Annotated in this window: 22 protein-coding genes; 11 read left to right on the plus strand and 11 right to left on the minus strand. The window is 64.9% G+C overall.

Translation table 11 applies throughout. The annotated features are described in order from the left end of the window. Positions 1-223 precede the first annotated feature (223 nt). Positions 224-1,660 (plus strand): arginine/ornithine antiporter ArcD, encoded by a 1,437-nt coding sequence (gene arcD, locus LDH66_RS03355; protein ID WP_226479658.1) that lies wholly within the window; start codon positions 224-226, stop codon positions 1,658-1,660. Positions 1,661-1,688: 28 nt separating this feature from the next. On the opposite strand, the gene LDH66_RS03360 is transcribed toward arcD, so the two are convergent. The 4 genes from LDH66_RS03360 to LDH66_RS03375 form a co-directional block, all read right to left on the minus strand. Further along, positions 1,689-2,762 carry an AI-2E family transporter gene (locus LDH66_RS03360; protein WP_226479659.1) on the minus strand — a complete coding sequence of 358 codons (1,074 nt, stop codon included), beginning with the start codon at positions 2,760-2,762 and terminating at the stop codon, positions 1,689-1,691. A gap of 155 nt (positions 2,763-2,917) precedes the next feature. Further along, positions 2,918-3,355: a DUF302 domain-containing protein gene (locus tag LDH66_RS03365; RefSeq protein ID WP_226479660.1), complete on the minus strand. Its 438-nt coding sequence runs from the start codon at positions 3,353-3,355 to the stop codon at positions 2,918-2,920. A 48-nt stretch (positions 3,356-3,403) separates the two neighbouring features. Further along, the gene (locus LDH66_RS03370; protein WP_226479661.1) at positions 3,404-4,099 is read right to left on the minus strand and encodes a CPBP family glutamic-type intramembrane protease; all 696 of its coding nucleotides are present in this window, start codon (positions 4,097-4,099) and stop codon (positions 3,404-3,406) included. Between the two features lie 4 nt (positions 4,100-4,103). Then, positions 4,104-4,391, minus strand: coding sequence for a DUF5789 family protein (locus tag LDH66_RS03375; RefSeq protein ID WP_226479662.1), 288 nt, complete (start codon positions 4,389-4,391; stop codon positions 4,104-4,106). 146 nt (positions 4,392-4,537) lie between these two features. Between LDH66_RS03375 and LDH66_RS03380 the strand changes: the two genes are divergently transcribed. Together LDH66_RS03380 and LDH66_RS03385 are read left to right on the plus strand one after the other, a co-directional pair. Continuing rightward, entirely contained in the window at positions 4,538-5,557 is a 1,020-nt protein-coding gene (locus LDH66_RS03380; protein ID WP_226479663.1) for a cell division protein CdpA domain-containing protein, read from the plus strand. A gap of 171 nt (positions 5,558-5,728) precedes the next feature. Next, positions 5,729-5,998 carry a HalOD1 output domain-containing protein gene (locus tag LDH66_RS03385; protein ID WP_226479664.1) on the plus strand — a complete coding sequence of 90 codons (270 nt, stop codon included), beginning with the start codon at positions 5,729-5,731 and terminating at the stop codon, positions 5,996-5,998. A 72-nt stretch (positions 5,999-6,070) separates the two neighbouring features. Here LDH66_RS03385 and LDH66_RS03390 read toward each other — a convergent pair whose 3' ends face one another. After that, positions 6,071-6,556, minus strand: coding sequence for a metal-dependent hydrolase (locus LDH66_RS03390; protein WP_226479665.1), 486 nt, complete (start codon positions 6,554-6,556; stop codon positions 6,071-6,073). A 119-nt stretch (positions 6,557-6,675) separates the two neighbouring features. Beyond that, positions 6,676-7,188: a CinA family protein gene (locus tag LDH66_RS03395; protein WP_226479666.1), complete on the minus strand. Its 513-nt coding sequence runs from the start codon at positions 7,186-7,188 to the stop codon at positions 6,676-6,678. A gap of 154 nt (positions 7,189-7,342) precedes the next feature. Here LDH66_RS03395 and LDH66_RS03400 point away from each other — a divergent pair, with 154 nt between their 5' ends. Continuing rightward, positions 7,343-8,443, plus strand: a complete 1,101-nt coding sequence (locus LDH66_RS03400) for a pyridoxal phosphate-dependent aminotransferase (RefSeq protein WP_226479667.1) — start codon at positions 7,343-7,345, stop codon at positions 8,441-8,443. Positions 8,444-8,522: 79 nt separating this feature from the next. Beyond that, positions 8,523-9,764, plus strand: coding sequence for an ArsA family ATPase (locus tag LDH66_RS03405; RefSeq protein WP_226479668.1), 1,242 nt, complete (start codon positions 8,523-8,525; stop codon positions 9,762-9,764). Between the two features lie 33 nt (positions 9,765-9,797). Here LDH66_RS03405 and LDH66_RS03410 read toward each other — a convergent pair whose 3' ends face one another. Then, positions 9,798-10,253, minus strand: coding sequence for a universal stress protein (locus LDH66_RS03410; RefSeq protein WP_226479669.1), 456 nt, complete (start codon positions 10,251-10,253; stop codon positions 9,798-9,800). A 55-nt stretch (positions 10,254-10,308) separates the two neighbouring features. Then, the gene (locus LDH66_RS03415; RefSeq protein ID WP_226479670.1) at positions 10,309-10,698 is read right to left on the minus strand and encodes a tautomerase family protein; all 390 of its coding nucleotides are present in this window, start codon (positions 10,696-10,698) and stop codon (positions 10,309-10,311) included. 134 nt (positions 10,699-10,832) lie between these two features. On the opposite strand from LDH66_RS03415, the gene LDH66_RS03420 reads away from it, so the two are divergent. Further along, positions 10,833-12,650 carry an SLC13 family permease gene (locus LDH66_RS03420; RefSeq protein ID WP_226479671.1) on the plus strand — a complete coding sequence of 606 codons (1,818 nt, stop codon included), beginning with the start codon at positions 10,833-10,835 and terminating at the stop codon, positions 12,648-12,650. 167 nt (positions 12,651-12,817) lie between these two features. Here the strand turns inward: LDH66_RS03420 and purF are convergent, their stop codons facing one another. Both purF and LDH66_RS03430 read right to left on the minus strand, forming a co-directional pair. Next, a complete protein-coding gene (gene purF / locus LDH66_RS03425; RefSeq protein ID WP_226480940.1) occupies positions 12,818-14,290 on the minus strand; it encodes an amidophosphoribosyltransferase in 1,473 nt (490 codons plus the stop codon). A gap of 355 nt (positions 14,291-14,645) precedes the next feature. Then, the gene (locus tag LDH66_RS03430) at positions 14,646-17,102 is read right to left on the minus strand and encodes a bacterio-opsin activator domain-containing protein (RefSeq protein ID WP_226479672.1); all 2,457 of its coding nucleotides are present in this window, start codon (positions 17,100-17,102) and stop codon (positions 14,646-14,648) included. A gap of 122 nt (positions 17,103-17,224) precedes the next feature. Between LDH66_RS03430 and LDH66_RS03435 the strand changes: the two genes are divergently transcribed. The 5 genes from LDH66_RS03435 (at position 17,225) to LDH66_RS03455 (ending at position 22,412) form a co-directional block, all read left to right on the plus strand. Then, positions 17,225-17,749 carry a hypothetical protein gene (locus tag LDH66_RS03435; protein ID WP_226479673.1) on the plus strand — a complete coding sequence of 175 codons (525 nt, stop codon included), beginning with the start codon at positions 17,225-17,227 and terminating at the stop codon, positions 17,747-17,749. Between the two features lie 12 nt (positions 17,750-17,761). After that, positions 17,762-18,718: a signal peptidase I gene (locus LDH66_RS03440; RefSeq protein WP_226479674.1), complete on the plus strand. Its 957-nt coding sequence runs from the start codon at positions 17,762-17,764 to the stop codon at positions 18,716-18,718. Beyond that, on the plus strand, positions 18,719-19,237 hold the full coding sequence (locus LDH66_RS03445) for a hypothetical protein (protein WP_226479675.1): 519 nt from the start codon (positions 18,719-18,721) through the stop codon (positions 19,235-19,237). It abuts the gene before it with no gap. Further along, complete coding sequence (locus LDH66_RS03450; protein ID WP_226479676.1) at positions 19,234-20,475, plus strand: DUF5305 family protein; 1,242 nt, start codon at positions 19,234-19,236, stop codon at positions 20,473-20,475. The genes LDH66_RS03445 and LDH66_RS03450 overlap by 4 nt, the downstream gene beginning before the upstream one ends. A gap of 161 nt (positions 20,476-20,636) precedes the next feature. Next, positions 20,637-22,412, plus strand: a complete 1,776-nt coding sequence (locus LDH66_RS03455; RefSeq protein WP_226479677.1) for a MutS-related protein — start codon at positions 20,637-20,639, stop codon at positions 22,410-22,412. 43 nt (positions 22,413-22,455) lie between these two features. Here the strand turns inward: LDH66_RS03455 and LDH66_RS03460 are convergent, their stop codons facing one another. After that, positions 22,456-23,067, minus strand: a complete 612-nt coding sequence (locus tag LDH66_RS03460; RefSeq protein ID WP_226479678.1) for a DUF6735 family protein — start codon at positions 23,065-23,067, stop codon at positions 22,456-22,458. Positions 23,068-23,220: the final 153 nt, after the last annotated feature.

The following is a 23,220-nucleotide window of genomic DNA, read 5'->3' on the forward strand; positions in this document are numbered from 1 at the left end:
ACACCGTTCGGGTCTCGCGCTACTCGCTCTGCGTCTCGAACCCTGTCTCTCAGTGCGTCTCGAATTCCGTTTTTCGTACGCTGCTCGTCTCGAGTTTCAGCTACACCGGATTGTCTGGGAGGTTTACTGTCTCGTCGTCCATAATATGACCACTGCTACCGCAAAACATACACCGAGGTAATAAAGCACTCAACTTTTATGCTCCAAGCGCATACCGCAGGTGATGACATTCGACTTTACACCGACGACGGTCGACGATCTCGACCCGGAACGACGGCCATCGTACGCTCTCGCGCTCGTTCCGGTACTCGCAGTCGTCGCGTTTCTCGGCATCGGGTCAGCCGTGCTCGGGCTGGCCCCTCACGTACCCCTGCTCTGGAGCATCGTCTTCGTCGGTTCGTTCGGTCGCTTCCTCGGCTATCGCTGGACCGATCTCTCCGACGGTATCTCTAACGGCCTCCTGATGGGGATCCAGGCGCTGCTGATCCTCTTTACGATCTATGCACTGATCGCCACCTGGGTCGACGCCGGGACGATTCCGGCGATGATGTACTACGGCCTCGAGTTGCTCACGCCGCGGGTGTTCCTGCCCGTCACGGCGATCCTGGCGGCGGTCGTCGCGTTCTCGATCGGCTCCTCGTGGACGACGGTCGGGACGCTCGGCGTCGCGTTCGTCGGGATCGGCGCGGGACTCGGTGTCCCCGCGCCGATGACCGTCGGCGCAGTCATCTCGGGCGCCTACGCGGGCGACAAGCAGTCGCCGCTCTCGGACACGACCAACCTCGCGGCCGGCGTGACGAACACGCCGCTGTACGATCATATCCGCCGCATGCGAACGGGCACGGCCGTCGCGTTCGGGCTCGCAGTGGCCGGATTCGCCGCGCTCGGCCTCCGGGCGGGCGGCGAGATTCCGGTTGGCCGCGTGGCTGAAATCCAGACCGCGCTCGCGGGCGCGTACGATCTCTCTGTGCTCGTCTTCCTACCGCTCGTGGTCACCTTCGGCCTCGCGCTCTACGGCTACCCCGCGCTCCCGACGCTCGTGGCCGGTGTCTTCGCCGGGGTCTTCACTTCGATCCTGGTCCAGGGCACCGGCTTCGTCGCCGCCTGGGAGGTCTTCATGAACGGCACCGCACCCGAGACCGGGACCGATCTCGTGAACGAGCTCCTCGCGACCGGCGGCCTCACCGGGTCGGCCTGGACGATCACCGTCGTCGTCGCCGCGCTCTCGCTGGGCGGCCTCCTCGAGCACACCGGCGTGCTGGCGGTGCTCGCCGATCGGCTCTCGCGGGGCGTGCGCAGCTCCGGCGGCCTGATCGCCGGCACCGGTGTCTCGGCGATCCTCATCAACGCGCTGACCGCCCAGCAGTACATGAGCATCGTCATGCCCGGACTGACGCTGCGGAACCTCTACGAGGAGTTCGGCCTCGACAGCGACGAACTCTCCCGCGCCGTCGAAGCCGCCGGGACCCCCACCGGCGCGCTCATCCCGTGGCACGCCGGCGGCGTCTTCATGGCCACGGCGACCGGCGTCCCGACCCTCGAGTACGCGCCGTTCTACCTGTTCGGATTCCTGTCGCCGCTCGTGTTGTTCGCGATGGCGCTGACCGGCCGCGGCGTGCCGACGACCGACCGCGCCGAGCGGGTCCAGACGGCCGACTGAGCGGCGGACCGATTGCGGTCACTGGTTCTCACTCCGTTTCGGCGAACGTCTGCTCGCGATCGATACTAGGCTCGGCGTCGGCCGGCTCGGCCCGCTCGAGCCGATCGACGACCGTCACGCAGGCTTTGAACGTCGCGAGGACGACGGGACCGACGAACAGTCCGACCACCCCGAAGAGATAGACGCCACCGACGACGCCCAGCAGGGCCATCGCCGGATGTAAACCCGATCCCCGGTCGACGAGGTACGCGCGCAGGTAGTTGTCCGTCACGGTGAGCACCGCGAGTCCGTATCCCAACAGGACGGCGGCGCGAACGGGATCGCTCGAGGCCGCGTGGGCGACGGTGACCGGTCCCCAGACGAGCCAGACGCCGATCGTCGGGAGAAACGCGGCGAATACGAGAACGACCCCCAGCGTGGTCGCGTACGGGACGCCGAGCAGTGCGAGTCCCACACCGCCGAGCGCTCCCTGAACGACCGCGACGAACACGTGAGTCCGGAGGACTGCCCAGGTGACGTCGTGGACCGATGTGAACAGTTCGTCGAGAACGTCGGTATCGAGCGGTGCGACTTCGCGGAGCCAGGCCACGAACGCGGCACCGTCGACCAACAGATAGTACAGCAGAAAGACGACGACGAGCACCCCGACCGCGACGTCCATCCCCGTCGTCGCGATATCGACGGTTCGGGCCACCGTCAGTTCCGCGACATCCGGAATCGATCCCTCGAGCTCCGATCGCATCGTGGACTCGAGCGCGGTGACCGACTCGTCGGCCATCCCCAGATCGTTCCGAGCCACGTCGCGGCCGGACGCGATGAGCTGGTCGGTATCGAGCGACTCGAGGGTCGACGCGGCAGTGCGGAGCACGACCAGCGAGACGAGGAGCAGCGGAACAATACCGGCGACGACGGCGACGCCGGTACACGCGAGCCCGGCGAGGCGTGGGCCGACCCGCGGCTCGAGTCGCTCGTAGGCCGGTCGGAGGACGACTGCGAGCAGACAGGCCGCCAGCACGTACTCCACGAGCGGGAGGACCAGCAGGGCGGCGAGTCCGCAGAGGGCGGCGACGAGGAGGGCGAGAAACGTCGTTCGGACGTCCATATTTCAACGTCTTGAATTGAAAACATAAGTGTTGGTATTTATTACTGTATCTCTGACTAAGAGGAGCGATCCGGCCGACCGAGACAGAGGCGAGTCGAGCGACGGCGCGGTCGGACGCGATCCGGTCCGACGTGATCGGGGCGAGTCGGGTCCCCTCAGAGGTTCGCGTACGCCTCGTCGACCATCTCGCTGGTCTCGTCGACGATCTCCTGCCAGTTCCCGTCGTCGGGAGCGATCCCGAGCAGACGTGCGATTTTCATGATCGAGACGTGGTAGACGACCTGCCGGCCCGGCTCCTCCTCCCAGACGACGACGTTACACGGGAACAGCGCCCCCATCCGGTCGGTCACGTCCAGCACTCGATCCGCCATCTCGGGATTACAGGCTCCGAGCACGTAGTAGGGATCGCGGTCCGCGTCGACCTTCTCGTTTAACAGTTCCGAGGGCGAGAACTCGGCCGGCACGCCGAATCCCGCCTCGGTGAACACCTCGCGGGTGTGTTCGATGGCGTCCTCGTGGTCCATCTCGAGCACTGCGCGGTGCTCGCCGTAATCGTCCGGATCGATCTGCGTCGGGTCGATGGGAAGTGCCATGCGGGAGTGTTGGCTTCCCCGTCCCTTATACGATCGGCACGGACCCGATTACACCGGGACCGGCAGCCACTCGAGGAATCGCACCACGATCGCCGGATCGAACACCGGGTCGTGGAGGACGAGCCAGTCGAGCAGGACGAGTCCGCCGCCGTGGGCGACGACGGAGGGGAGAATGGAGTCGGACTTGTAATCGATAGCACCGAACAGGACGTCAGTCGGCCCCGACAGCACGAACTCGATCGGCGGCTTCGAGGCGTGGTGGAGCATGTAGACGACGGGACTGATGAACACTGCGACGAAGCCGAGGCGCTTGACGCCGACGCAGAGCAGTCCGCGGTAGTAGGTCTCGGCGGCCAGCGCGAGGACGAAGAGTTTGATCGCGTGCGGGATAAACGCCGCCGGCGCGGCCGACGTCTCCCAGATCGGGTAGAACGCGCGGATCGTGGGCAGCGTCGAGCCGACGACGTAGAACGGAAGCACGAAGACGGCCAGGAGGATCGAATTTCGGATCGCGACGCGGTCGATGCGCCAGCCGATCCGCTTGCCCTGCGAGAGCGCGAGTGCGAGCGGTCCCCCGATCAAGAGAACGGCGTCGACGGCGACCCGTCGAGTCAGATCCGCGGGCACCACTCGCATCCACAGAATCGTCAGTACGGCACCGAGCAGTAGCGACTGCTGGACCCAGGAGAGTCTCACGCGATCGCGGAGCCAGTGTTCGTCGCGCCGTTCCGACTCGGAGGCCACGGTGTCACTCGTCGGCGGTCGGAATCGGTCCGGTTCCGATCACGTCCCGGACGTGACTCTCGAACTCCTGATGGCGCTGAAAGTACGTCTCGTCGACCGACTCGAGGACGGTCGAGAGCTCCCGCGGTCCGTCGGGCGTTCGGATGACGGCGTCCCCCTCGAGACGGTCCACTTCGCTCTTCTCTTTGGGCCAGGTCAGCCGCGAACTCACGCGGGCGAGCGGTGCGCCCTCGACGGGAGTGTGCTCTCCGAGCGAGACTGCCGGCTCCGCATCCTCGTCCTCGTCGCTCATAACGGGTCGTTTGCGAGGACGGTGATTCAAGCTTTCGTTTCAGCGAGTTACACCGAGACCCGCGATCGACGGGTCCCGGAAAACATCTCCGACAGCCGAGGTGTGTCTGACGTATCGTTTTGTGACGGGACGCCGAACGGGCGGGTATGACAAGCCTGACGGAGGCCTACGACGGGACTGCACCGGGGGTGACGAGTCGCCGACTGTACGCGGGGACGGCGCTCGTATTCGTCGGTGCACTCGTGGCCGTCGTGGCCGTACTCGTGGCGACGACCGACCTCTTCGGAGGGTACGCGGTCGAACTCTCGGGGGAGATGTCCGCCCGATTCGCGACCGTCCGCGCCGCGGGCATGCTGGCCGGGCTCAGCGTCCCGACCGTCCTCGTCGGCGTCTTCGTCGTACTGCCGGCCAGTCGTCGCGTCCAGGCCGCGGCCGCGATCAGCGCGAGCCTCTGCCTGCTCGGAGTCGTGCTCTTCTGGCACGCCTACCCCGAACACTGGCGCTACGGCAGCGACCAACTCACGCTCGAGGTCTCCGCGATCTACCTGCTCGGGCTCTTGCCGGCGATCTGGTGTCTGTTTAGCGCCGTGGCCACGTTCAAACAGCGCAACGATCCCGGCGGCAATCTCGAGATGAACGTCACCCGTCACAACAAGACCGTCCTCGAAGTCGACGACTCGAGCGAGGCGGGCGGGCTGGGCGGCATCGGCTTCCTCGGCGGGACGCCGGACGGCGACGTCGAAACGCAGACCAACGCGGACGCCGAGGGCGACGCGACCGGCACCGACGGCACGTCGCTTTCGTACGCCGAAGACGCCGCGGATAGCCGGTCCTCCCAGCGATCGGCCGCTTCCTCGCGGCGTACCGGTACCACCGGACGCGGATCCGGCTCGGCTCCCGGTCGGGCCGCCGGCGCTGCGACCAGCGACGGGGGCTCCGCGGCGAGGGACATCACCTCGCCGCTCGAGTCCGGCGACGGCCGCGACGCGGAGATCGTCGAATCGTCGGCCGAAACGCCCGACGAGCCGACGGATCGCTACTGTGGCAACTGCGAGCACTTCGAGTACGTCCGCTCCTCGGAGGGGATGGTCCCCTACTGTGCCCGCCACGAAACGGCCATGGACGACATGGACGCCTGCGAGGAGTGGACGCCGAACCGGCGATAGGCCGGCCGAATTTCCGTCTCATTCTCGGCCTCACCGGTCGTTCACCTGTTCCGGAATCAGCCCGAGACAGACGTCTACGGCATCATTCGGAGAGTATAACCATCGGTTGTGGTCGATTAGCCACACTATATCTAAGTTGCATGCTGATGCCCCGTCGGACAGGAACGAGTCATGCCAGAGGAACTGTTTTCCGGTCGATACACCTGGTCGAGTACGACGCCGACCGTCGCCATCGTCAACGCTATCGCCGGCATCGAAGGCGTCGAGCCGACCGATCTGTCGACGGTACTCGGGACGACTCTGTACGAGCAGATCAATCCGGAGGCACTCGACACGGTCGTCATCACCGGGACGCATCCCGAAATAGCGTTTTCCGTCGACGACTATCGAGTCGAGATCGACGGCAACGAGCTGTCGATCACCGCTCCCGCCGACGCCTGACGGTCACGTCGCGTCGGTCCTGCTCGAGGCGCGTGCGAGACTGCCGGTGGCGGTTCGTCCGCGACGGCCGAATTAGATCCCGAGCACCCGCCGTCCCATTTCGAAGCCCCACTGGGGAATCTCGAAGACGACCAGCGCGACGAGGAGGAGTTCGGCGACGGTAACGACTACCATCATCAGATCGGCGCGCTCGCTGCTGACCGCGACGCCGATCGGGAGGCCGAACTCCTCCTTCCAGACGGGATAGAACAGCGCGATTCCGCGCTTGCTTCCCGCGATATCGAGGACGTAATGCGTCAACACGCCGATCCAGACGTACTCGAGGTTACCGAACACGTACGGGAAGGCGAGAAACCCGGCCAGAATCGGCAGGTTGTGCAGCGTCTTCCGGTGTTTCCCGAACGCGGTGTCGACGTCCGGAAAGAGCGCGCCGAGCGACACCGGGACGCCGATCATAACGATCGTTCTGAACGTCTCCAGATCGCCCGCCGGCTCGAGGAGATATCCGAGTCCGATACTCAAGAGGACGGCATTCAGCACGTGTCCCTTCTTGTTCATCTAGTCGCATCTGGGAAGTCGACGAGGGAATAGTTTTCTCTCGAGAGTGTAAGCCGTTCGAACTAGTCCTGGGAGGCAGAATTTACGCTGGCGGCATCGGTTCGGATCGGGGACCGACCTCACCGCGCCTCGATCTCGGCGAGCAGGTCCTCAAGCGCTCGCTCGACGGTCTTCGCGCGAACGGCCGCCCGGTCGCCGTCGAAGACGTAGCGGGAGACGGTCGAGTACGAGTCCTCGGACCCCCACGGCCCCGCGTAGGAGATTCCGATGTAGACGGTGCCGACCGGATTCGCGTCCGTTCCGCCGGTAGGGCCGGCGACCCCGGTCGTCGAGATACCCCACGTCACGTCCGCGACGTCTCTGATCCCTCGTGCCATCTCGCGAGCGACCGGTTCGGAGACCGCCCCGTGTTCGTCGAGCGCCTCGCGGCTCACCCCGAGGTGGCGGCGCTTGGCGTCGTAGGCGTACGTCGTCAGGCCCGAATCGAAGTAGTCGCTCGCGCCCGGAACCGCGGTGATCGCCGCGCCGATCAGCCCGCCGGTACAGGATTCGGCGACGGCCAGCGTCTCCTCGGCGTCGCGCAGCGCGTCGGCGACGTCCATCGGCAGGTCTCGGTCGATGTCGTCGTTCATGCCCGATTCGACGGGCGGCGTCGTTGTGAAAGCGAGGGTTGCCGACCCGAGTCGGCCGCGACTCGAGCGATCCGGCCGTGCGCGAGCCACCGACTCGCCTCGTTCGACTCGGAAACGGAAAGACAAACGGGACGCGGCTTCCCAGTACACGCCAATGAACTACGAGACGCCGCTGTTCTTCCGCGTGATGGAGTACGCGGACGCGGCGGACCGCGACGTCATCGACATGGTCAGCGGAAACCCCGACTGGGAGCCCCCTACGGCGCTCCGCGAGGGCCTGAGGGAGTACGCCGACCTCGAGCCCGATCGGTTCCAGTACCCGCCCAGCGAGGGCTTGCTCGAATTGCGAAAGGAAATCGCCGCGCGCCGGGGCGTCGACGCCGAGCAGATCGTCGTCACGAACGGGGCCGGCGAGGCGAACTACCTCGCGATGGCGCGGGCCCTCGAGCGCGGGAGCGGCGACGAAATCCTCCTGACCGATCCGGTCTATCCCTACTACCCGGGGAAGACGACGATGCTCGAGGGGAGCCAGTCGTACGTCGCGACGGACGACGAGGGGCGACTGGACCCCGACGATGTCCGCGCGGCCGCGAGCGAGGAGACGGCCGCGATCGTCGTGAACACGCCGAACAATCCGACGGGCGCGGTCTACCCCGCCGAGACGATGCGGGAACTCGTCGGTCTCGCCGAGGAATACGACGCCGTCCTGGTCAGCGACGAGGTGTACGACCACTACGACCTCTCGGGACAGTTCTCGAGCGCGCTCGAGACCGATTCGCCACACCGGATCGTCACCAACGCGTTTTCGAAGTCGATGGCGATCACCGGCGTCCGCGTGGGATATGCGATCTTCCCGCCGGAACTCGTCGACGACGCCAAGAGCCGCCACATGCTGGTCAACGTCGCCACCACTCGCCCCGGTCAGTACGCGGTCCTGCGAGCCCTTCGCGAGACGGGGCCTGACTACTACGAACGCAACCGCGACCGCCTCCGCGAGCGCGTCGAGACGTTCACCGCCGCGCTCGACGCCGCCGGAGCGGAGTACACGCGCCCGGACGGCTCGTTCTACGTGATGGCGCGCTTCGACGGCTATCCGGGCACGCTCGAGAACGTCGAGCGGCTGATCGACGAGGCCGGCGTGGCCGGCATGCCCGGCGAGGCCTTCGGGAGTTCGCGGACGGAGTGGCTGCGGTTCGCGCTCGTCACGCCGCGCGTCGAAGCGGCGGCCGAGCGGTTAGCGACGTACTTCGGGTGAGCGGCGAGAGCGATCGGCGTCCGTGTCGACCGGTACCGAGACCGACGAATACTCGTGTCCGGACGGGGAACCGGCGCGTATGAGCGGCATCGACGTCGAGCCGGTCGACGAGGAAGACGAGACGAGCGGGAACAGCGAGGATACGCACACGATCGAGGTGACGCCGACGGACTCCGTCGACGACGCGGAGGCAGAGGAACGCGAGACCATCGACGTCGAGCCGTCGGACGAGCCGATCGACGGCCCCGACTACGTCCTCTACGGCGGGAAAGGCGGCGTCGGAAAGACGACGATGGCGGCCGCGACCGCCCTCGACAGCGCTCGCGGCGGCACCCGAACGCTGGTCGTCTCGACCGATCCGGCCCACTCGCTCTCGGACACGTTCGAGAGCGAGATCCCGTCCGAACCCGGCCGGATCCGCGACGATATCCCCCTCTACGCGGCCGAGATCGACCCCGAGGCCGCGATCGAAGCGGGAGAGACCCCCTTCGGCGGTGCGGGCGGTGCGAGCAGTGCGGGCGGCGGAGCGGACGATGGGTCGCCTTTCCCCGGCGACGACGGCGGTAGCTCCCCGTTCCCCGGTGGCGAGGGTGCCGATGGCGGCCCCCTCGGCGGTCTGGGCGAGATGCTCGGCGGCGACTCCCCGATGGACGCCCTCTTCGGCGGCGCGATGCCCGGGGCCGACGAGGCCGCCGCGATGCAACTCCTGCTCGAGTACATGGACGACGAGCGCTTCGAGCGCGTGATCGTCGACACGGCACCGACGGGACACACGCTCCGATTGCTACAACTCCCCGAGATCATGGACACGATGATGGGCCGACTGATGAAATTCCGCCAGCGCATCGGTGGGATGCTCGACGGTGTCAAGGGGATGTTCGGCGGCGGCGACGGCCCCGAGGACGACAGCGATCTCGAGGACTTAGAGGTCCTTCGCGAGCGAATCGAGCGCCTGCGAGCGGCCCTGCAGGATCCCGCGCGGACGGACTTCCGGATCGTCATGGTCCCCGAGGAGATGAGCGTCTTCGAATCGAAGCGGCTGCGCCAGCAACTCGAGGAGTTCGAGATCCCCGTCGGGACCGTCGTGGTCAACCGGGTGATGGAGCCGCTGTCGAACGTCACCGACGACGTCGACGGGCAGTTCCTGCAGCCGAACCTCGAGGACTGCGAGTTCTGCCAGCGCCGCTGGGACGTCCAGCAGGGCGCGCTGGCCGAGGCGCAGGACCTCTTTCGCGGCACCGACGTTCGACGGGTCCCCCTCTTCGCTGAGGAGGTCCGCGGCGAGGGCATGCTCGAGGTCGTCGCGGCCTGTCTGCGGTAGTCGATCGAGACCGATCGCTATCACGAAGCCGATTCAGTTCTCCGGAACGACGGTTACCGGCCGATCGCTGTCGAGTATCACGGCCTGGGCGACGCTCCCGAAGAGTACCTTGCCGACCGGTGACCGGTTCCGGACGCCGATGACGATCACGTCGCTGTCGTACTCTGCCGCCGCCTCGAGGATCGTCTCTGCGGGGTCGCCGGTCGCCGTCCGCAGCGTCCACTCGAGGTCGGTCGCCTCGAGCGCGTCGACCGCCGCCTCGACCGACGCGGGGAGGGCCTCGTCGTCGGTCACTCGCTCCATCTCGGCGGCGTACTCCTCGGTGAACCCGCCGGCCGCCCACTCGGCGTCCGTTCCGGCCCCCTCCTCGCGGACGTGAAGCACGTCGACCGAGACGGCGGTCGCCGCCTCCGGGAGGTCGCTGACGGCGCTCGCTTGCGCCCGCGACCGCGATTCGCTGTCGTCGACCGGGAGTAGAACGCGGTACATACTGACACCTTCGGGCGCGAGACGGATAGTGATTTCAGCCGTCTGGAACTCGAGACTACGCGGAATCGTCGCTCTCGCCGTCCCACTCGCCGCCGACGCGGTCGACGCCAATCATCGACTCGCCGGGGTGTTCGGTGAAGACGACCTTCATGTTCTCCTCGGGGACGTCGAAGCGGTCCCCGACGTACTCCATCGTCGCGAGTCCGAACGCGCGTTTCCGCTCGAACGACCGACCCCGGCGGATCTCAGCGTCGAGAAAGAGCAAGGGACCGTCGACGGCGCGCCCGAGGTGGAGGTCGGCCGCCCCGCGCTCCCTGATCGAGACGGCGACGTGGCCCGCCGTCGTCGCCATCTCGTCCGTGTACAGTTCCGTTACTCGGTCGGCGAGATCGGTCTTTTCCTCGTCCGACAGCGACAGCGTCGTATCGAACTGCAACAGCGGCATACCTCGAGTCGGCCGGCCACCGGCTTGGGCGTTCCGGCGGACGGGGCGGGCGGTCGCTCGTCGCCGGGACGCGTGCTCGGCGGCCGTGTAAGCGACCACTATTTATACGACTGTCCGTGGGAGGGTCCGAGAATATGGGAGCCGAACGCGAGCGGACCGCTCGAGCGGTGACGCGGCGGCTGTGGCGGTACCTGTGGATCGTCAACGCCCGGACAAAGGCGTATCTCGCTCTCGACGCGCCGGCCATGATCGCGGACATGGACGATCTGACGCCCGAGGAACGACGTCTCGCGCGACGGGCGTTTCCCGACGGCGGATGCGAGCGCGACGAGAGCGGCCCCGGAGTCGGAGACGCGACGGAGACGGCTCCCGGCGACGGCGGGGCCGGCGGGAGTCGCGGTGACGACGGCGGCTCCCCGTTCGACGTCGGCGGGACGTACGATCTCCGCCAGCGGGTCGGGTTCGTCCTCGGGCCGCTCCTGTTCGCGCTGATCTTCCTCTCGCCGACGCCCGACGGCCTCTCGGCCGCGGGGAAGGCCGTCGCCGCCGTCACCGCCTGGGTCGCCGTCTGGTGGATGTCCGAAGCGATCCCGATTCCGGCGACGTCGCTGTTACCGATCGTCCTGTTTCCGCTGACCGGCGCGCTCCCAGTCGCGGACACGACGCCCTCCTACGGCCATCCGCTGATCTTCCTGTTCATGGGCGGGTTCTTCCTCGCGATGGCGATGCAGCGGTGGGGACTGCACCGCCGAATCGCGCTGCGGACGATCGAGGCCGTCGGCACCGAACCCTCGAGGCTCATCCTCGGGTTCATGCTCGCCACGGCGTTCCTTTCGATGTGGGTCTCGAACAGCGCGACCGTCATGATGATGGTTCCCATCGCGCTGGCGGTCATCTACCAGACCGCGGACCTCGTCGACGAGAGTGATCTCGCCGTCGATACGAGCGAGGGGAACTTCTCGTTCGGCGTCGCGCTGATGCTCTGTATCGCCTACGGCGCGTCCGTCGGCGGCGTCTCGACGCTCATCGGAACCCCGCCGAACGTGCTCTTCGCGGGCCAGGCCGACGCGCTCTTCGATCAGTCGGTCTCCTTCGCCGAGTGGATGCTCTACGGCGTTCCCATCTCGGCGATCGGTCTCGTGGCCGTCTACACCTACGTCACGCGCGCCGTGTCGCCGCAGTTCGACGAACTGCCAGCGGGCGCGGACACGATCGACCGCGAACTCGAGCGACTCGGCCCGATGCAGCGCCAAGAGAAACTGGTGGCCGTCGTCTTCGTCGGGATGGCCGTCGCCTGGATCGGCTCGAGCCTGCTCGATCCCCTCCTCGGGATCGCGCCGCCGGAGGACGCCGACACCATCGTCGCGATCGGCGGCGCACTGGTCCTGTTCACGCTCCCGACGACGACCGCGGACGGCGATCACACCTTCCTGCTCGACTGGACCAACGCCGTCGACATCCCGTGGGGCGTCATCCTCCTGTTCGGCGGCGGCCTCACGATCGCAAGCGGCTTCGGCGACACCGGCCTCGCGGCCTGGATCGGCGAGCGCCTCGAATTGCTCGCGGGCGTGCCGATGCTCGCCATCCTCTTCGCCGTCGTCGTGATGACCATCTTCCTGACGGAGGTCACGTCGAACACGGCGACGACGGCGATGTTGATGCCCATTCTCGCCGGCGTTGCCGTCGGCATCGGCGTCCACCCGTTCGGCTTGATGATCGCTGGCGCGACCGCAGCTTCTTTCGCATTTATGCTCCCAGTGGCGACTCCACCCAATGCGATCGTCTTCGGCAGCGGGTACATCACGCTGCCACAGATGGCCAAGATCGGCGTCGGACTCAACGTCATCGGAATTATCCTGATCACGCTCGTTGCGCTCGGTTGGCTCCCGATCGCGTGGGGGATCGAAATCGGAACGCTGCCGACGGAGTTCGCTGAGGCGTTCCAGGGGTAGGTTGTAGGAAGACACCGATTACGACCGCGAGCGCCGGAGGCGCGAGCGAGCCGACGACCGACCCGAAGGGGAGGGAGGAGTGCTTTTGATCGAAATTTTACCGAGGGACATCGCGCTGGCGGCTTCGCCGCACAGCGCGATAGACCGCAGAGTAAAATTTCGTTGTTCTAGTCGTCCGCGGGCAGTTGGTGCTCGCCGACGTCGGGACGACTCACGTCGCGGTCGGTCTCCTCGCCCTCGATGTCGTAGGGGTACTCGCCGGTGACACAGCCCAGACAGAGGTCGAGTCGCTCTTTGCCGAGTACGTCGGCGACGGCGTCGGTCGAGAGGTAGGCGAGACTGTCGGCGGCGATCTCGTCGCGGATCTCGCCGACGGACTTGTCCGAGGCGATGAGTTCCTCGCGGGTGGCCATGTCGATCCCCATGTAACAGGGCGCGACAATCGCCGGGGCACCGATTCGGACGTGGACCTCCTCGGCCCCGCAGTCCTTCAGGAGCTGGACGAGCTGGGTCGAGGTCGTCCCGCGGACGATCGAGTCGTCGATGACGGTGACGGTCTTGCCCTCGATCGTGGATTTGATCGGGTTTAGCTTGAGCCGCACCGCGCGCTCGCGCTCGTCCTGTGTCGGCATGATGAACGTCCGGCCGACGTAGCGGTTCTTCATGAGCCCCTCGGCGAACTCGACGCCGTCGTCGTCCGCCGTCCGCGGCTCGCCGTCGGCCGTCGTCTCGCTCGCGGCGTCGGCGTAGCCCGAGGCGAAGGCGCGACCGGAGTCGGGGACCGGCATCACGACGTCGGTCTCGACGCCGCTCTCCTCCCAGAGCTTGCGCCCCAGATTTCGCCGGGCCTCGTAGACGAGCGTGTCGTCGATGACGCTGTCGGGGCGGGCGAAGTAGACGTGTTCGAAAAAGCAGTGAGCGGTGTTCTCGTTCTCGACGAGCTGGTAGGAATCGAAGCCCGCGCCGTCCTCCTGGAGAACAACGAGTTCGCCGGGGCGAACGTCGCGGACGAGGTCCCCGTCTAACGTGTCGATCGCCGCCGACTCCGAGGCGAGAATGTAGCCGTCCTCGAGTTCGCCGATACAGAGCGGACGGTTCCCCTGCGGGTCGCGCACGCCGAGGACCGTGTCGTCGTGGGTGATCGTCAGCGAGTACGAGCCGTGAATGCGTCCCATCGTGCGCTTGACGGCCCGCACGAGGTCCTCCTCTAAGAGGTTGCGCGCGAGGTCGTGGGCGATGACCTCGGTGTCGCCGTCGCTGGTGAAGGCGTGGCCCGCGGCGGCGAGTTCGTCGCGGATCTCGTCGGCGTTGACGAGGTTGCCGTTGTGCGAGAGTCCGAGCGAGCCGCTCTTGAAGGAGACGGAGAAGGGCTGGGCACAGGAGGAGTCGACCGAGCCGGCCGTCGGATACCGAACGTGACCGATCCCCGCTGCCCCGGTGAGCGCGTCGAGGTCGCCCTCGCCGAAGGCGTCCCCCACGAGCCCCATCTCGACGTGGCTGTGCTGTTGAAACCCGTCGTGCGTGACGATTCCGGCTGACTCCTGGCCGCGGTGCTGGAGTGCATAGAGCGCATAGTACAACGGACGCGCCGCGTCTCGACCGTCCAGTGAGACGCCAACGACGCCGCACTTTTCGGTCATTCCTGTTCGCCGGGGAGTTTCGCCCCGCCCATCAGTCATGGATGTCCGTGGGTCCCGAGCCGATAAAAATCCTCGTGTTTGTGCGTCGAATTCCGTCCCTGACTGTCGCCATTATACACGTTTATGCATGAATCGATAGATTTACTCCAGTTCACGATCCAGAGAGGGAGTCACGCTCCGCCTCAGAAAACATCGGCGGGACGCTGGCTCGCAGTTATCGGTATCGTTACTCTCGTTCGACTCTCCGAACCTCACTCATTAAGGACGTTCCGTCCGCTTGCTTCATCAACCGCAACATCGCCGGCTTGCGTAGGTTGTCGGTTTATTAAGATGAAGTGATACGGTAAATCCGTCTTCACACCTGCCGATAGTATTCGAAAACGCTGGCAAGCAATTCGCGCTGACCGACGCGCAGGTGCTGGTGGAATGTCGGTTGCGTGATCCCGAGGAGGGCTGCGAGATCCTCTCCGTTTTTCTTGCGGGGATTGTCAAAAAATCCCCCGTGGAAGGCGACCTGTAACACCTCGTACTGCCGGTCTGTTAGTCGGTTAGCGATCTGCGACCAGGGGCCGTCATCTGACGACTGATCATGTTGAACGTCTCGAGAGAGCAGTTCTGTACCGGCAAATTCGGTCTCGAACAGTTCCGTGAACTGCCGGAGATTGGTGTCCGCATAGGTTCTAACAACGACCGTTCCGCGGCCATTTGTGGCGTGCATCGCTACGAGTTGAACTCCCTGTTCAGCGACGTACTCGACGATCGGAGATTCTGTACTCTCAATCTTGAATATCGTTCCATCGCCGCTGTCATCGAGTTCGACAATCTCTTCGACGGACGGGAAATCTTCAGCCCACGACGTTACTACGGCGGGGGTCGCGTCCTGAACTCGGACGAATAGATGCACGGGTCTGCTCGACTGGGGCGACCAACTGATGAATTCGACCTCGCATTTGACGGCCGCCGAGAGAGCGACGGGAACTGACCGATCGTCTCGAACCGAGAAGGTGAGTTCGGCCACGTCGGTACCGTACCTCGTCGAGCGTCGCTGTGCCGAGTTGATCGCAGATCCGATGGTCTCCCCCAGTTCGGCGAGGATAGTCCGTTCGTCGGAACCGAACGCATCACGCGTTTCCGCGTACACGATCAGTATATCGTATAGAATATTCTGATACGTAACCGGCACGTACGCGACGGATTTGTACCCGTTTGAACGGGCATGTTCAATCCGCTTGGTAGGGAGCGAACTCCGTGCTATCTCAGGGATGATAGTGACCTCTTGGTCCGTTATCGCCTGAGCGAGTATCTCGTCGTCCGGGTCTCCTCCGAGCGATATCGTCTCGGTCAGTCCGTCACCGTCTCCGATTCCGGCCCGGGCGGCCGACGTTAGCTGATTCGACTCCGCGCTGTATCGCCCGATCCAGGCGTAGCGGTATCGATCGGCGGCCGCGAATCGCTCACAGACGAGCCGTTCGATATCGTCGCGTGTCGAGACGTGGACGAGCGCTTGGTTGACGTCACGTATAACTTCGTTAACGTGATTCAACGCCGCGAGTTCGTCGCGCTTGTCTGTGAGCTCCTGCTCACGTTCGCGGAGCAGACGGTCTCGGTCCGCCCGGTCCAGTGCCGCGCCCACGTGGGCGGCGAAGATCCGTGCCAGATTGAGTTCGTACTGATTGAACGCGCACCTCTGGGTCGACCCGATATAGAGCAGTCCGTGGTGTCCCAGTGGCAGTTCGAGTTCGACCGAAAGCGTTCCGGGTGCCTCGTCGCCGTCCCGATACCCGTACTGGCGGCTATTGGCCTCGGCATCAAGGATATCATCGACGCCGAACGCTGCCTCGATCTTGTCGTCGGGCACCGCCGTTCGCGCAGCATCGGTCGCCGCCACCGGGCGTGTCGGCAACGGGTCGGTCGCTATCTCGTGGCTGATGAGGTAAGCTCTGCTCGCGTCCGCATCGAACAGTTCACTGACAGTCTCAACGGCAGTCTCGCAGACCGCTTCCCGCTCCGTCATCGTCATCAGGTCCCGTGCAGTCGAAAGCAATGCGTCGGTGGCGCGCTCGCGGTAGCGGCGGTCCGTAATGTCGTGCGTGATGACGAGCCCCCGCTCGCGGTCGTCGATCGTAACGCAGCGGACGCGTGCCTCGACCCAGAACGGGTCCCGTCCGTCCAACTCACAGCGCCAGTCAACGACGGTGCTCTCGTCCTGGTTTCGCGTCCGTAACCATTCAGCGACACCCATTCCATCGGCCGCTGGAACGGTGGCCTGGAGGTCGTCTATCGCGAGGCCCGCTATGTCAGACTGTGCGATTCCCCAGTGTTCGCAGGCGACGGTATTGGCATCAACTACCTCGCCAGCATCGATGTCGAGGATCATCGCAGCATCGTCGACGGCGTTGAATAGTTCACGGTAAACAGCGCGGTTTCGCCTGCCGTCGACGACGGTTCTGACCCGATTCGCGAGGAGTTCGCACTGATCCGACCCAGTTACCCGCCGCATACAGTCCGCCGCCCCTGCTCGAATCGCGTCGGCGGCCACGGATTCCTCCCCCTCGCCGGTGAACAGGATACAGGGGAGGTCCGGGGTCGTTTCTCGCACTGCGTCGAAAAACACCGAACCGTCGCTATCAGTCACCTGACACCCGCTGACGATGCAATCGATCTCGTTCTCATCGAGTCGCTCGAAGCCCTCACGCGCCGACGACGCCTGCAGAACGTCGATATCAGGGTGGGCCCGTCCGAAATAATCGGCGACGAGCGACGTCGTCTGCGGGTCGTCGACACAGAGGAGCGTGTAGTTCGGTCGTTTCATTTCTCGCTGCCGATACATAACATACTTTGACAGTCGTTTCCCTAATATATTAGCACCGAAAATCGTATGGACCTCATATCATGGCGAGAAGGTTATTTTACTGATGATGTCTTCAGCTTACCATGCAGTTTAGAACTGTAATCGTCGTAGCAGCACTCGTCGTAGCATCGGTCGCCGTCGGTAGTGCCGCGTTCACCAGTGGTACTGTCGACCGGACGGCAAACGTCAACGTCGTCGGTGACAGCGCCGCAGTGACGGGGCTCGCACCGGGTAGTGCGTCAGCCGTGTATACCGGCACCAACGGAGAGTTACAAATTGATTTCAGTAACTACACCAACGCGGAGGGGGTAAACGGCAACGCGACTTACACTATCGGAGATAGCAACGCAGCGAACGAGACATATGCATTCAATGTCACCAACAACGACGATGTCTCGCACGATTACACACTCTCGTACGATTACGATAACAGTGTGCCAACTAACTCGTCCGTCTCCTTCTCGACGTACGACAATACGGGAGCCGGCCCAACTGATCCGATAACTCTATCGGCAGGCGAAACAGCGTACGTCGTGACCACGGTCAATACCACAGACGCTACCAGTGCCAATGACCTCTCTGGGACGCTGAATATCACTGCAACGTAACGAAGTACCTGAATGAGATACAGGGCTGGCGTCGCGTTGCTCGCCGGTGTGATCGCGGTGTCGGCGCTGACACCGCTCGGCGTCAGCTTCGTCTATTCCGACAGTATGGAACCGACAATCGACACCGGCGACGGATTCGTCGTCCTGCCAGCTAATGACGCCGCCGCCGGTGACGTCGTCACCTTTTATTCGGACGAACGAGACGAATACGTGACCCACCGGGTTGTCGAGGAGACGGAAGTAGGGTACGTCACGCAGGGCGACAACAATCAGGAGACGGACCAGGCCGTCGGCTATTCACACGTGTCGCCCGATGACATTGAGGGACGTGTCCTCTCCGTCGGCGAGTCGCCGCTGACGGCGCCGGCTCTCGGGACGCTCGTCTCCGAATCGTCACAACATAGGGGTATCCTCGTGCTGATCGGCGTCGTCGCCCTGACCGTCAGCATAGGGTCGAACGGTCGGTCGCGGGACGTCATCAACACTGGCAGCCTATTTCGGCAACTGATTTTGACGAGCATCGCCATCGGCGTCGTCGCGATCGTCATCTCCGGCAGCACCGTCGGCCTCACCATCACGGAGGCAGCCAGTTCCTCGCCGGAGACGATGACGTTCGAGGACGGCGACCGAACGACGCTCGAGTTCACCAATACGCCGACACCCTACACCCATCGTGTCACCTCCGCGTCTGGGCTTCGGATCGTCGATACCATCGTTGCAGAAGAGACGCTGTCGCTTACCGTGGAGCACGTAGGCGACAGTGAGTCAGCGGCGGTCCAGTTCTACAACTACCCGGCCGTAGTGCCGAAGGGTATCGTGGAGACGCTCCACGGGATCCATCCGCTGCTGGCTGCCGTCTTCACTGTCGGCGCTGCCCACCTGCCGATCGTCGGGGTGTACTGGCTATTGGTCGACAGTTCCGAACCGGTTCGAACCGCTCGAATACAATTGCCACGGAGGTTGCGGTAGATGACCCGTCGCCGTTCCCGCGGACGATCCAGGCGACACTGGCTGCTAGTGGTCGGCATCGTGATTGGTCTGCTGGCCCTGAGCGGCGTCCCGCCCTCAACGTCGTTCTCGACGGGAGATACCGCCAGGGAGTCGGGGATTACCGTGGTGGACGATCCGTCAGCAGTGCTCGGCATAGATAACCACTTGACAATGCAAACCGGCGAGACCTGCAAGCTTGTCGATGTCACGAACAGGTTCGACACAACAGTAACGGTGACGGTGACGTTGCGAACGGACTCAGAAAAGTATGGGAACCTGACGCTGGGGAATGGACGAGAGGGGAACGAGACGTCGTTCTCGCTCAGAGCTGATTCGACACAGCGAGTCGGTCTTGAGACCAAGAACGAAAGTACGTACGACGGAGATAATGTGTACTACCACGTGGACGCGACCGCGACGGATCTTGATATTGTCGCGACAGATCGGTATTCGACTATCGACGATGACACGACCGGTAGCTGTGATATGACGGTATGACTCTGGAATGGCTCACGGTCGCTCAACTCCGATATCGTAAATTCGTCGGGGAACGAGACCGTCAGGTCGTCGCCGTGTCGCTCGTACTCGGTATACTGTTGGCTGGCGGCGGCCTCGCAACGGCTGCGTCGCCACCGACAGAGACCGTCCAACAGCCGACGGACACCGTCGTCGTCACAACGACCCAAACGACGGCAGCGACCGTCACCGGGGAGTCGGACATGTACGATCATGGATACGTTGTCCAGAATAGTTCACTCTATCTAACTGATGCAGCGCCGAACTTCTCCGTCACGGCTCAAGTCAGCACGGCCGACGACCGGCATCTCGCTGTCGACCAGCGGCTCACGCTCGTCTATGAGGCACGAGACGGTGACGAGACGTTCTGGCAACGCCAGGAGGTAGTGGCGCAGTCGTCAGATACAGTCAATGAGGGTGGAGCGACGGTTACGGCGACGCTTAACGCATCCGAGATATTGGTCGAGCAGCAGACGCTCGATGCTGAGACGGGGAGCGGAGCGACGGTACGTGCGATACTCGTCCATTCGGCGTCGTATAGTACAGGAGAGTACGAAGGAGAATTCACAAACGATGCCGCAATCGGCGTCTCGGATCAAACGTACTCGGTCGGCGACGGAATCGCTAACAGAGCCTCCCATCTCGAGCAGCAGCGTGTTACGCGGTCAATAGAGTCAGAAATGTACGGTGTTCCACTAATATGGGCGACGTATTCGGTCCCGAAACAGACAGTCTGGTTCGTGCTGGCAGCCCTCGTCTGCTGGCTTGTCGGTGGCCATGCGATACTCCTGCGGTCCCAGCGGGCCAGTGTCAGCGATATCGAGCGGGAACTCACACATCGTCGGTTCGATAATTGGATGTCGCAGGCACGGGTTCCGGATGAGATGGTAAGTCGCTGTGTTTCGGTATCTACACTCGCCGACCTCGTCGACCTCGCAATCGATATCGATAATCGAGTGGTGTACGACCCGAACCGGGAACAGTATATCGTTCTCGCGGACCACATGACGTACATCTATACCCCAGAACCGACGATAGGCGACGTTCGGGACGACGTTGAGGGGAAAAGCAGCGGCGAAATTAACGGACCTACCGAGGAAAGCGAATTTGAGTGGGCCGAGAAAGAAGCGGAGTTGGATAAAGGGGAGGAATTCGAATGGACTGACGACGTAGATACGGTCGATAACGAAGACGAGTTCAACTGGAACGATACTGGCTAAACTGGGGTGTCTCTGGGACCAATATATAGGAAAATGAGCAACACACACGCGCTGTCAGTGTCGCCGATCAAAGGTGGAGGCACAGTCGTGCCATCGCAATCGGTCCGACTTCGCGGACGGATGACACAGTGTTCAAGACAGTCGCCCCGAGTCCACCACGTATGCGACTCGAGGAGTACTGGGGGGTCGGCCCGAAGACGCGGGAAACGCTGACCGAGGAATTGGGCCGGGAACGAGCAGTTCGGGCGATCGAGAGCGGAGACGTTCGGACGCTCGCGGACGCCGGGCTCGCCCGCGGGCGAGCGACGCGGATCCTCCGGCGAGCGACCGGCGGCGCTGGCATGGATCTTCTCGCGACCAGCGACGCCCGATCGGCGTACAAGGAGCTGCTGGATCTGGCGGTCGAGCACGCCGTCACCCAGCGCGCGGCCGACCGGATTCGGGTGCTCACGCCGTTGGATAACCGCGAGGCGATGGACGAGCGCCTCGACGACGTGCTCGCGGCTCGAGACGCCTGGACCGAACTCGCGGACGATGACCGCACTGCTGTGCTCGAGGCCTACGGGCGCTACGACGAGCGCAACGGGAGCGAGCGCGCCGCTGTGGAGGCCGCGCTCGCGCTGCTCGCGGCCGGCGTCGATTCCGGCCCGTTCGCCGCGATCGCGGACCTCGAGCGCGACCGGCTCGACGCGGCCGCCGAGGCGCTTTCGGCGCTGGACGGCGGCCGCGTCCGGGAGGGTGCCGACGAGGAACTCGACCGGCTCCGGGACGCGCTGGGTGCCGTCGAGGACATGGACGCGAACGCGCTCGCGCTGATCGAGGACCTGCGCGACGAGGGGGTCCACGACGCCCAAGGGTTCCGCCAGTCGTTCGAGGATCACCTGTTGACCGAGACGGACGTGACGATCGATCGGGTACGGGACGCGATGCCTACCGACGCGACGGACGCGACCGACTTCGTCGGCGACACGCTTCGGACGCTCCGGAGCGACCTCACGGGCGCGGTCGACGAGCACGAGCGGGCCGTCGCGAGCGACCTCGAGGAAACGCTGTCGGACGCGCGCGAGGCGATCGATCGGGCCGTCGAGGCGGTCGACGACATCGCCTTCCACCTCTCGCTGGCGCGCTTCGCACTCGAGTACGGCTGCACGCGCCCCGTGTTCGTCGAGGGGGACGAAGCGGCCGTCTCCGTCGTCAACGCGCGCAATATCGCGCTCGCTTCGCGCGACGGCGAGTCGGTCCAGCCGATTACCTACGCGCTCGGCGACCACGGCGTGACGAGCGTCCCGGCCGGCGTCAACGCGGTTCCCGGCGAGGAGCGCGTGGCCGTCCTGACGGGGGCCAACAGCGGCGGGAAGACGACCCTGCTCGAGACGCTGTGTCAGGTCGTCCTGCTGGCGACCATGGGGCTGCCGGTCCCCGCCGACCGGGCGGAGGTGACGCCGGTCGACTCGCTGGTCTTCCACCGCCGGCACGCGAGTTTCAACGCCGGCGTCCTCGAGTCGACCCTGCGCTCGATCGTGCCGCCGCTCTCGACGGGCGGGCGCACCCTGATGCTGGTCGACGAGTTCGAGGCCATCACGGAACCCGGCAGCGCGGCGGACCTGCTCCACGGCCTCGTCAGGCTCTCGGTCGACCGCGAGGCGCTGGGCGTGTTCGTCACGCACCTCGCGGACGACTTGGAACCCCTGCCGCCCGAAGCGCGGGTCGACGGCATCTTCGCGGAGGGGTTAAACCCCGACCTCGAGTTACTCGTCGACTATCAGCCCCGGTTCGACACCGTGGGCCGGTCGACGCCGGAGTTCATCGTCTCCCGACTCGTCGCCAACGCCGGCGACCGGAGCGAGCGAGACGGGTTCGAGACGCTGGCGGAAGCGGTCGGCAACGAGGTCGTCCAGCGGACGCTCGCGGACGCTCGCTGGACGACCGGCGAGTGAGTCGGGCACCGAGTCCGTTCTTCCGCCGGCCGATCCCGGACGGTCACTCCTCGAATTCGTTTCCCTCATCCGTCGGTTCGTCGCTCTCTCGACGTTCGTCCTCGAGCCAGCGGTCCGGCGTGGGCGTATACGTCGAGTCGCCGTCGCTGGGCGACTCGTCACCGCCGGCCGACTCGCCGTACGTGTAGGGGATACCGTCTCGCTCCTCGCAGACGCGGGCCTCGAGATACGCCTGTGCGGCCCGTCGCGAGAGCGCCCCCATCTCGATGACGTCGGCCAGGGCGGTCTTGGTCGCGCGAAACCAGACGCTGACCGCGCCGCCGTCGTCGGGGCGGGCCGCGACGATCGCTCCCCGGCCGCCGTCGCGGCCGTCGCCCCACTCGAGCCAGCAGACCCGGTAGGCCTCGACGCCGTAGTCGTCCGCCGGGACGACGAGATAGAGCGCCTCGTGAACGCAGGGGTCGAGATGGTCTCGCAGGATTCGATCGCGAGAGATCGAGTCCGCCAGCAGGGGCCCCTCGACCGCGCCGTCGGCGAGGGGGGTCGCCGCCGTGATCTCGTCGGCGAACGACAGCGACTCGCCGCCCCAGTGACTGTATCGCAGGTCGTAGAGGCGATCCGGCCGCCGGTAGGCGACGAGGGCTCTATGGCCCATCGTCCACCCGATCGGAACGACGCGGATCGATCTGTTCGACGCGCGAATGGGAAATCCGCTCGTGGCTCACGACGGGTCTGGCCGCCCGTCCGTACTTGAACCTACGGACGGGTTCGGCGATCGGCAGCGATCGCACTGCTCGGTGCGTCGATC

Origin of the sequence: Natrinema amylolyticum, assembly GCF_020515625.1 — an archaeon.
In the GTDB taxonomy this organism is placed as follows: Archaea; Halobacteriota; Halobacteria; order Halobacteriales; family Natrialbaceae; genus Natrinema; species Natrinema amylolyticum.

Excerpts from the sequence above, each read along its gene's own strand:
- arcD (WP_226479658.1), top strand. The coding sequence starts at position 224 with ATGACATTCGACTTTACACCGACGACGGTCGACGATCTCGACCCGGAA.
- LDH66_RS03360 (WP_226479659.1), bottom strand. The coding sequence starts at position 2,762 with ATGGACGTCCGAACGACGTTTCTCGCCCTCCTCGTCGCCGCCCTCTGC.
- LDH66_RS03365 (WP_226479660.1), bottom strand. The coding sequence starts at position 3,355 with ATGGCACTTCCCATCGACCCGACGCAGATCGATCCGGACGATTACGGC.
- LDH66_RS03375 (WP_226479662.1), bottom strand. The coding sequence starts at position 4,391 with ATGAGCGACGAGGACGAGGATGCGGAGCCGGCAGTCTCGCTCGGAGAG.
- LDH66_RS03380 (WP_226479663.1), top strand. The coding sequence starts at position 4,538 with ATGACAAGCCTGACGGAGGCCTACGACGGGACTGCACCGGGGGTGACG.
- LDH66_RS03385 (WP_226479664.1), top strand. The coding sequence starts at position 5,729 with ATGCCAGAGGAACTGTTTTCCGGTCGATACACCTGGTCGAGTACGACG.
- LDH66_RS03390 (WP_226479665.1), bottom strand. The coding sequence starts at position 6,556 with ATGAACAAGAAGGGACACGTGCTGAATGCCGTCCTCTTGAGTATCGGA.
- LDH66_RS03395 (WP_226479666.1), bottom strand. The coding sequence starts at position 7,188 with ATGAACGACGACATCGACCGAGACCTGCCGATGGACGTCGCCGACGCG.
- LDH66_RS03400 (WP_226479667.1), top strand. The coding sequence starts at position 7,343 with ATGAACTACGAGACGCCGCTGTTCTTCCGCGTGATGGAGTACGCGGAC.
- LDH66_RS03405 (WP_226479668.1), top strand. The coding sequence starts at position 8,523 with ATGAGCGGCATCGACGTCGAGCCGGTCGACGAGGAAGACGAGACGAGC.
- LDH66_RS03410 (WP_226479669.1), bottom strand. The coding sequence starts at position 10,253 with ATGTACCGCGTTCTACTCCCGGTCGACGACAGCGAATCGCGGTCGCGG.
- LDH66_RS03415 (WP_226479670.1), bottom strand. The coding sequence starts at position 10,698 with ATGCCGCTGTTGCAGTTCGATACGACGCTGTCGCTGTCGGACGAGGAA.
- LDH66_RS03420 (WP_226479671.1), top strand. The coding sequence starts at position 10,833 with ATGGGAGCCGAACGCGAGCGGACCGCTCGAGCGGTGACGCGGCGGCTG.
- purF (WP_226480940.1), bottom strand. The coding sequence starts at position 14,290 with ATGACCGAAAAGTGCGGCGTCGTTGGCGTCTCACTGGACGGTCGAGAC.
- LDH66_RS03430 (WP_226479672.1), bottom strand. The coding sequence starts at position 17,102 with ATGAAACGACCGAACTACACGCTCCTCTGTGTCGACGACCCGCAGACG.
- LDH66_RS03435 (WP_226479673.1), top strand. The coding sequence starts at position 17,225 with ATGCAGTTTAGAACTGTAATCGTCGTAGCAGCACTCGTCGTAGCATCG.
- LDH66_RS03440 (WP_226479674.1), top strand. The coding sequence starts at position 17,762 with ATGAGATACAGGGCTGGCGTCGCGTTGCTCGCCGGTGTGATCGCGGTG.
- LDH66_RS03445 (WP_226479675.1), top strand. The coding sequence starts at position 18,719 with ATGACCCGTCGCCGTTCCCGCGGACGATCCAGGCGACACTGGCTGCTA.
- LDH66_RS03450 (WP_226479676.1), top strand. The coding sequence starts at position 19,234 with ATGACTCTGGAATGGCTCACGGTCGCTCAACTCCGATATCGTAAATTC.
- LDH66_RS03455 (WP_226479677.1), top strand. The coding sequence starts at position 20,637 with ATGCGACTCGAGGAGTACTGGGGGGTCGGCCCGAAGACGCGGGAAACG.
- LDH66_RS03460 (WP_226479678.1), bottom strand. The coding sequence starts at position 23,067 with ATGGGCCATAGAGCCCTCGTCGCCTACCGGCGGCCGGATCGCCTCTAC.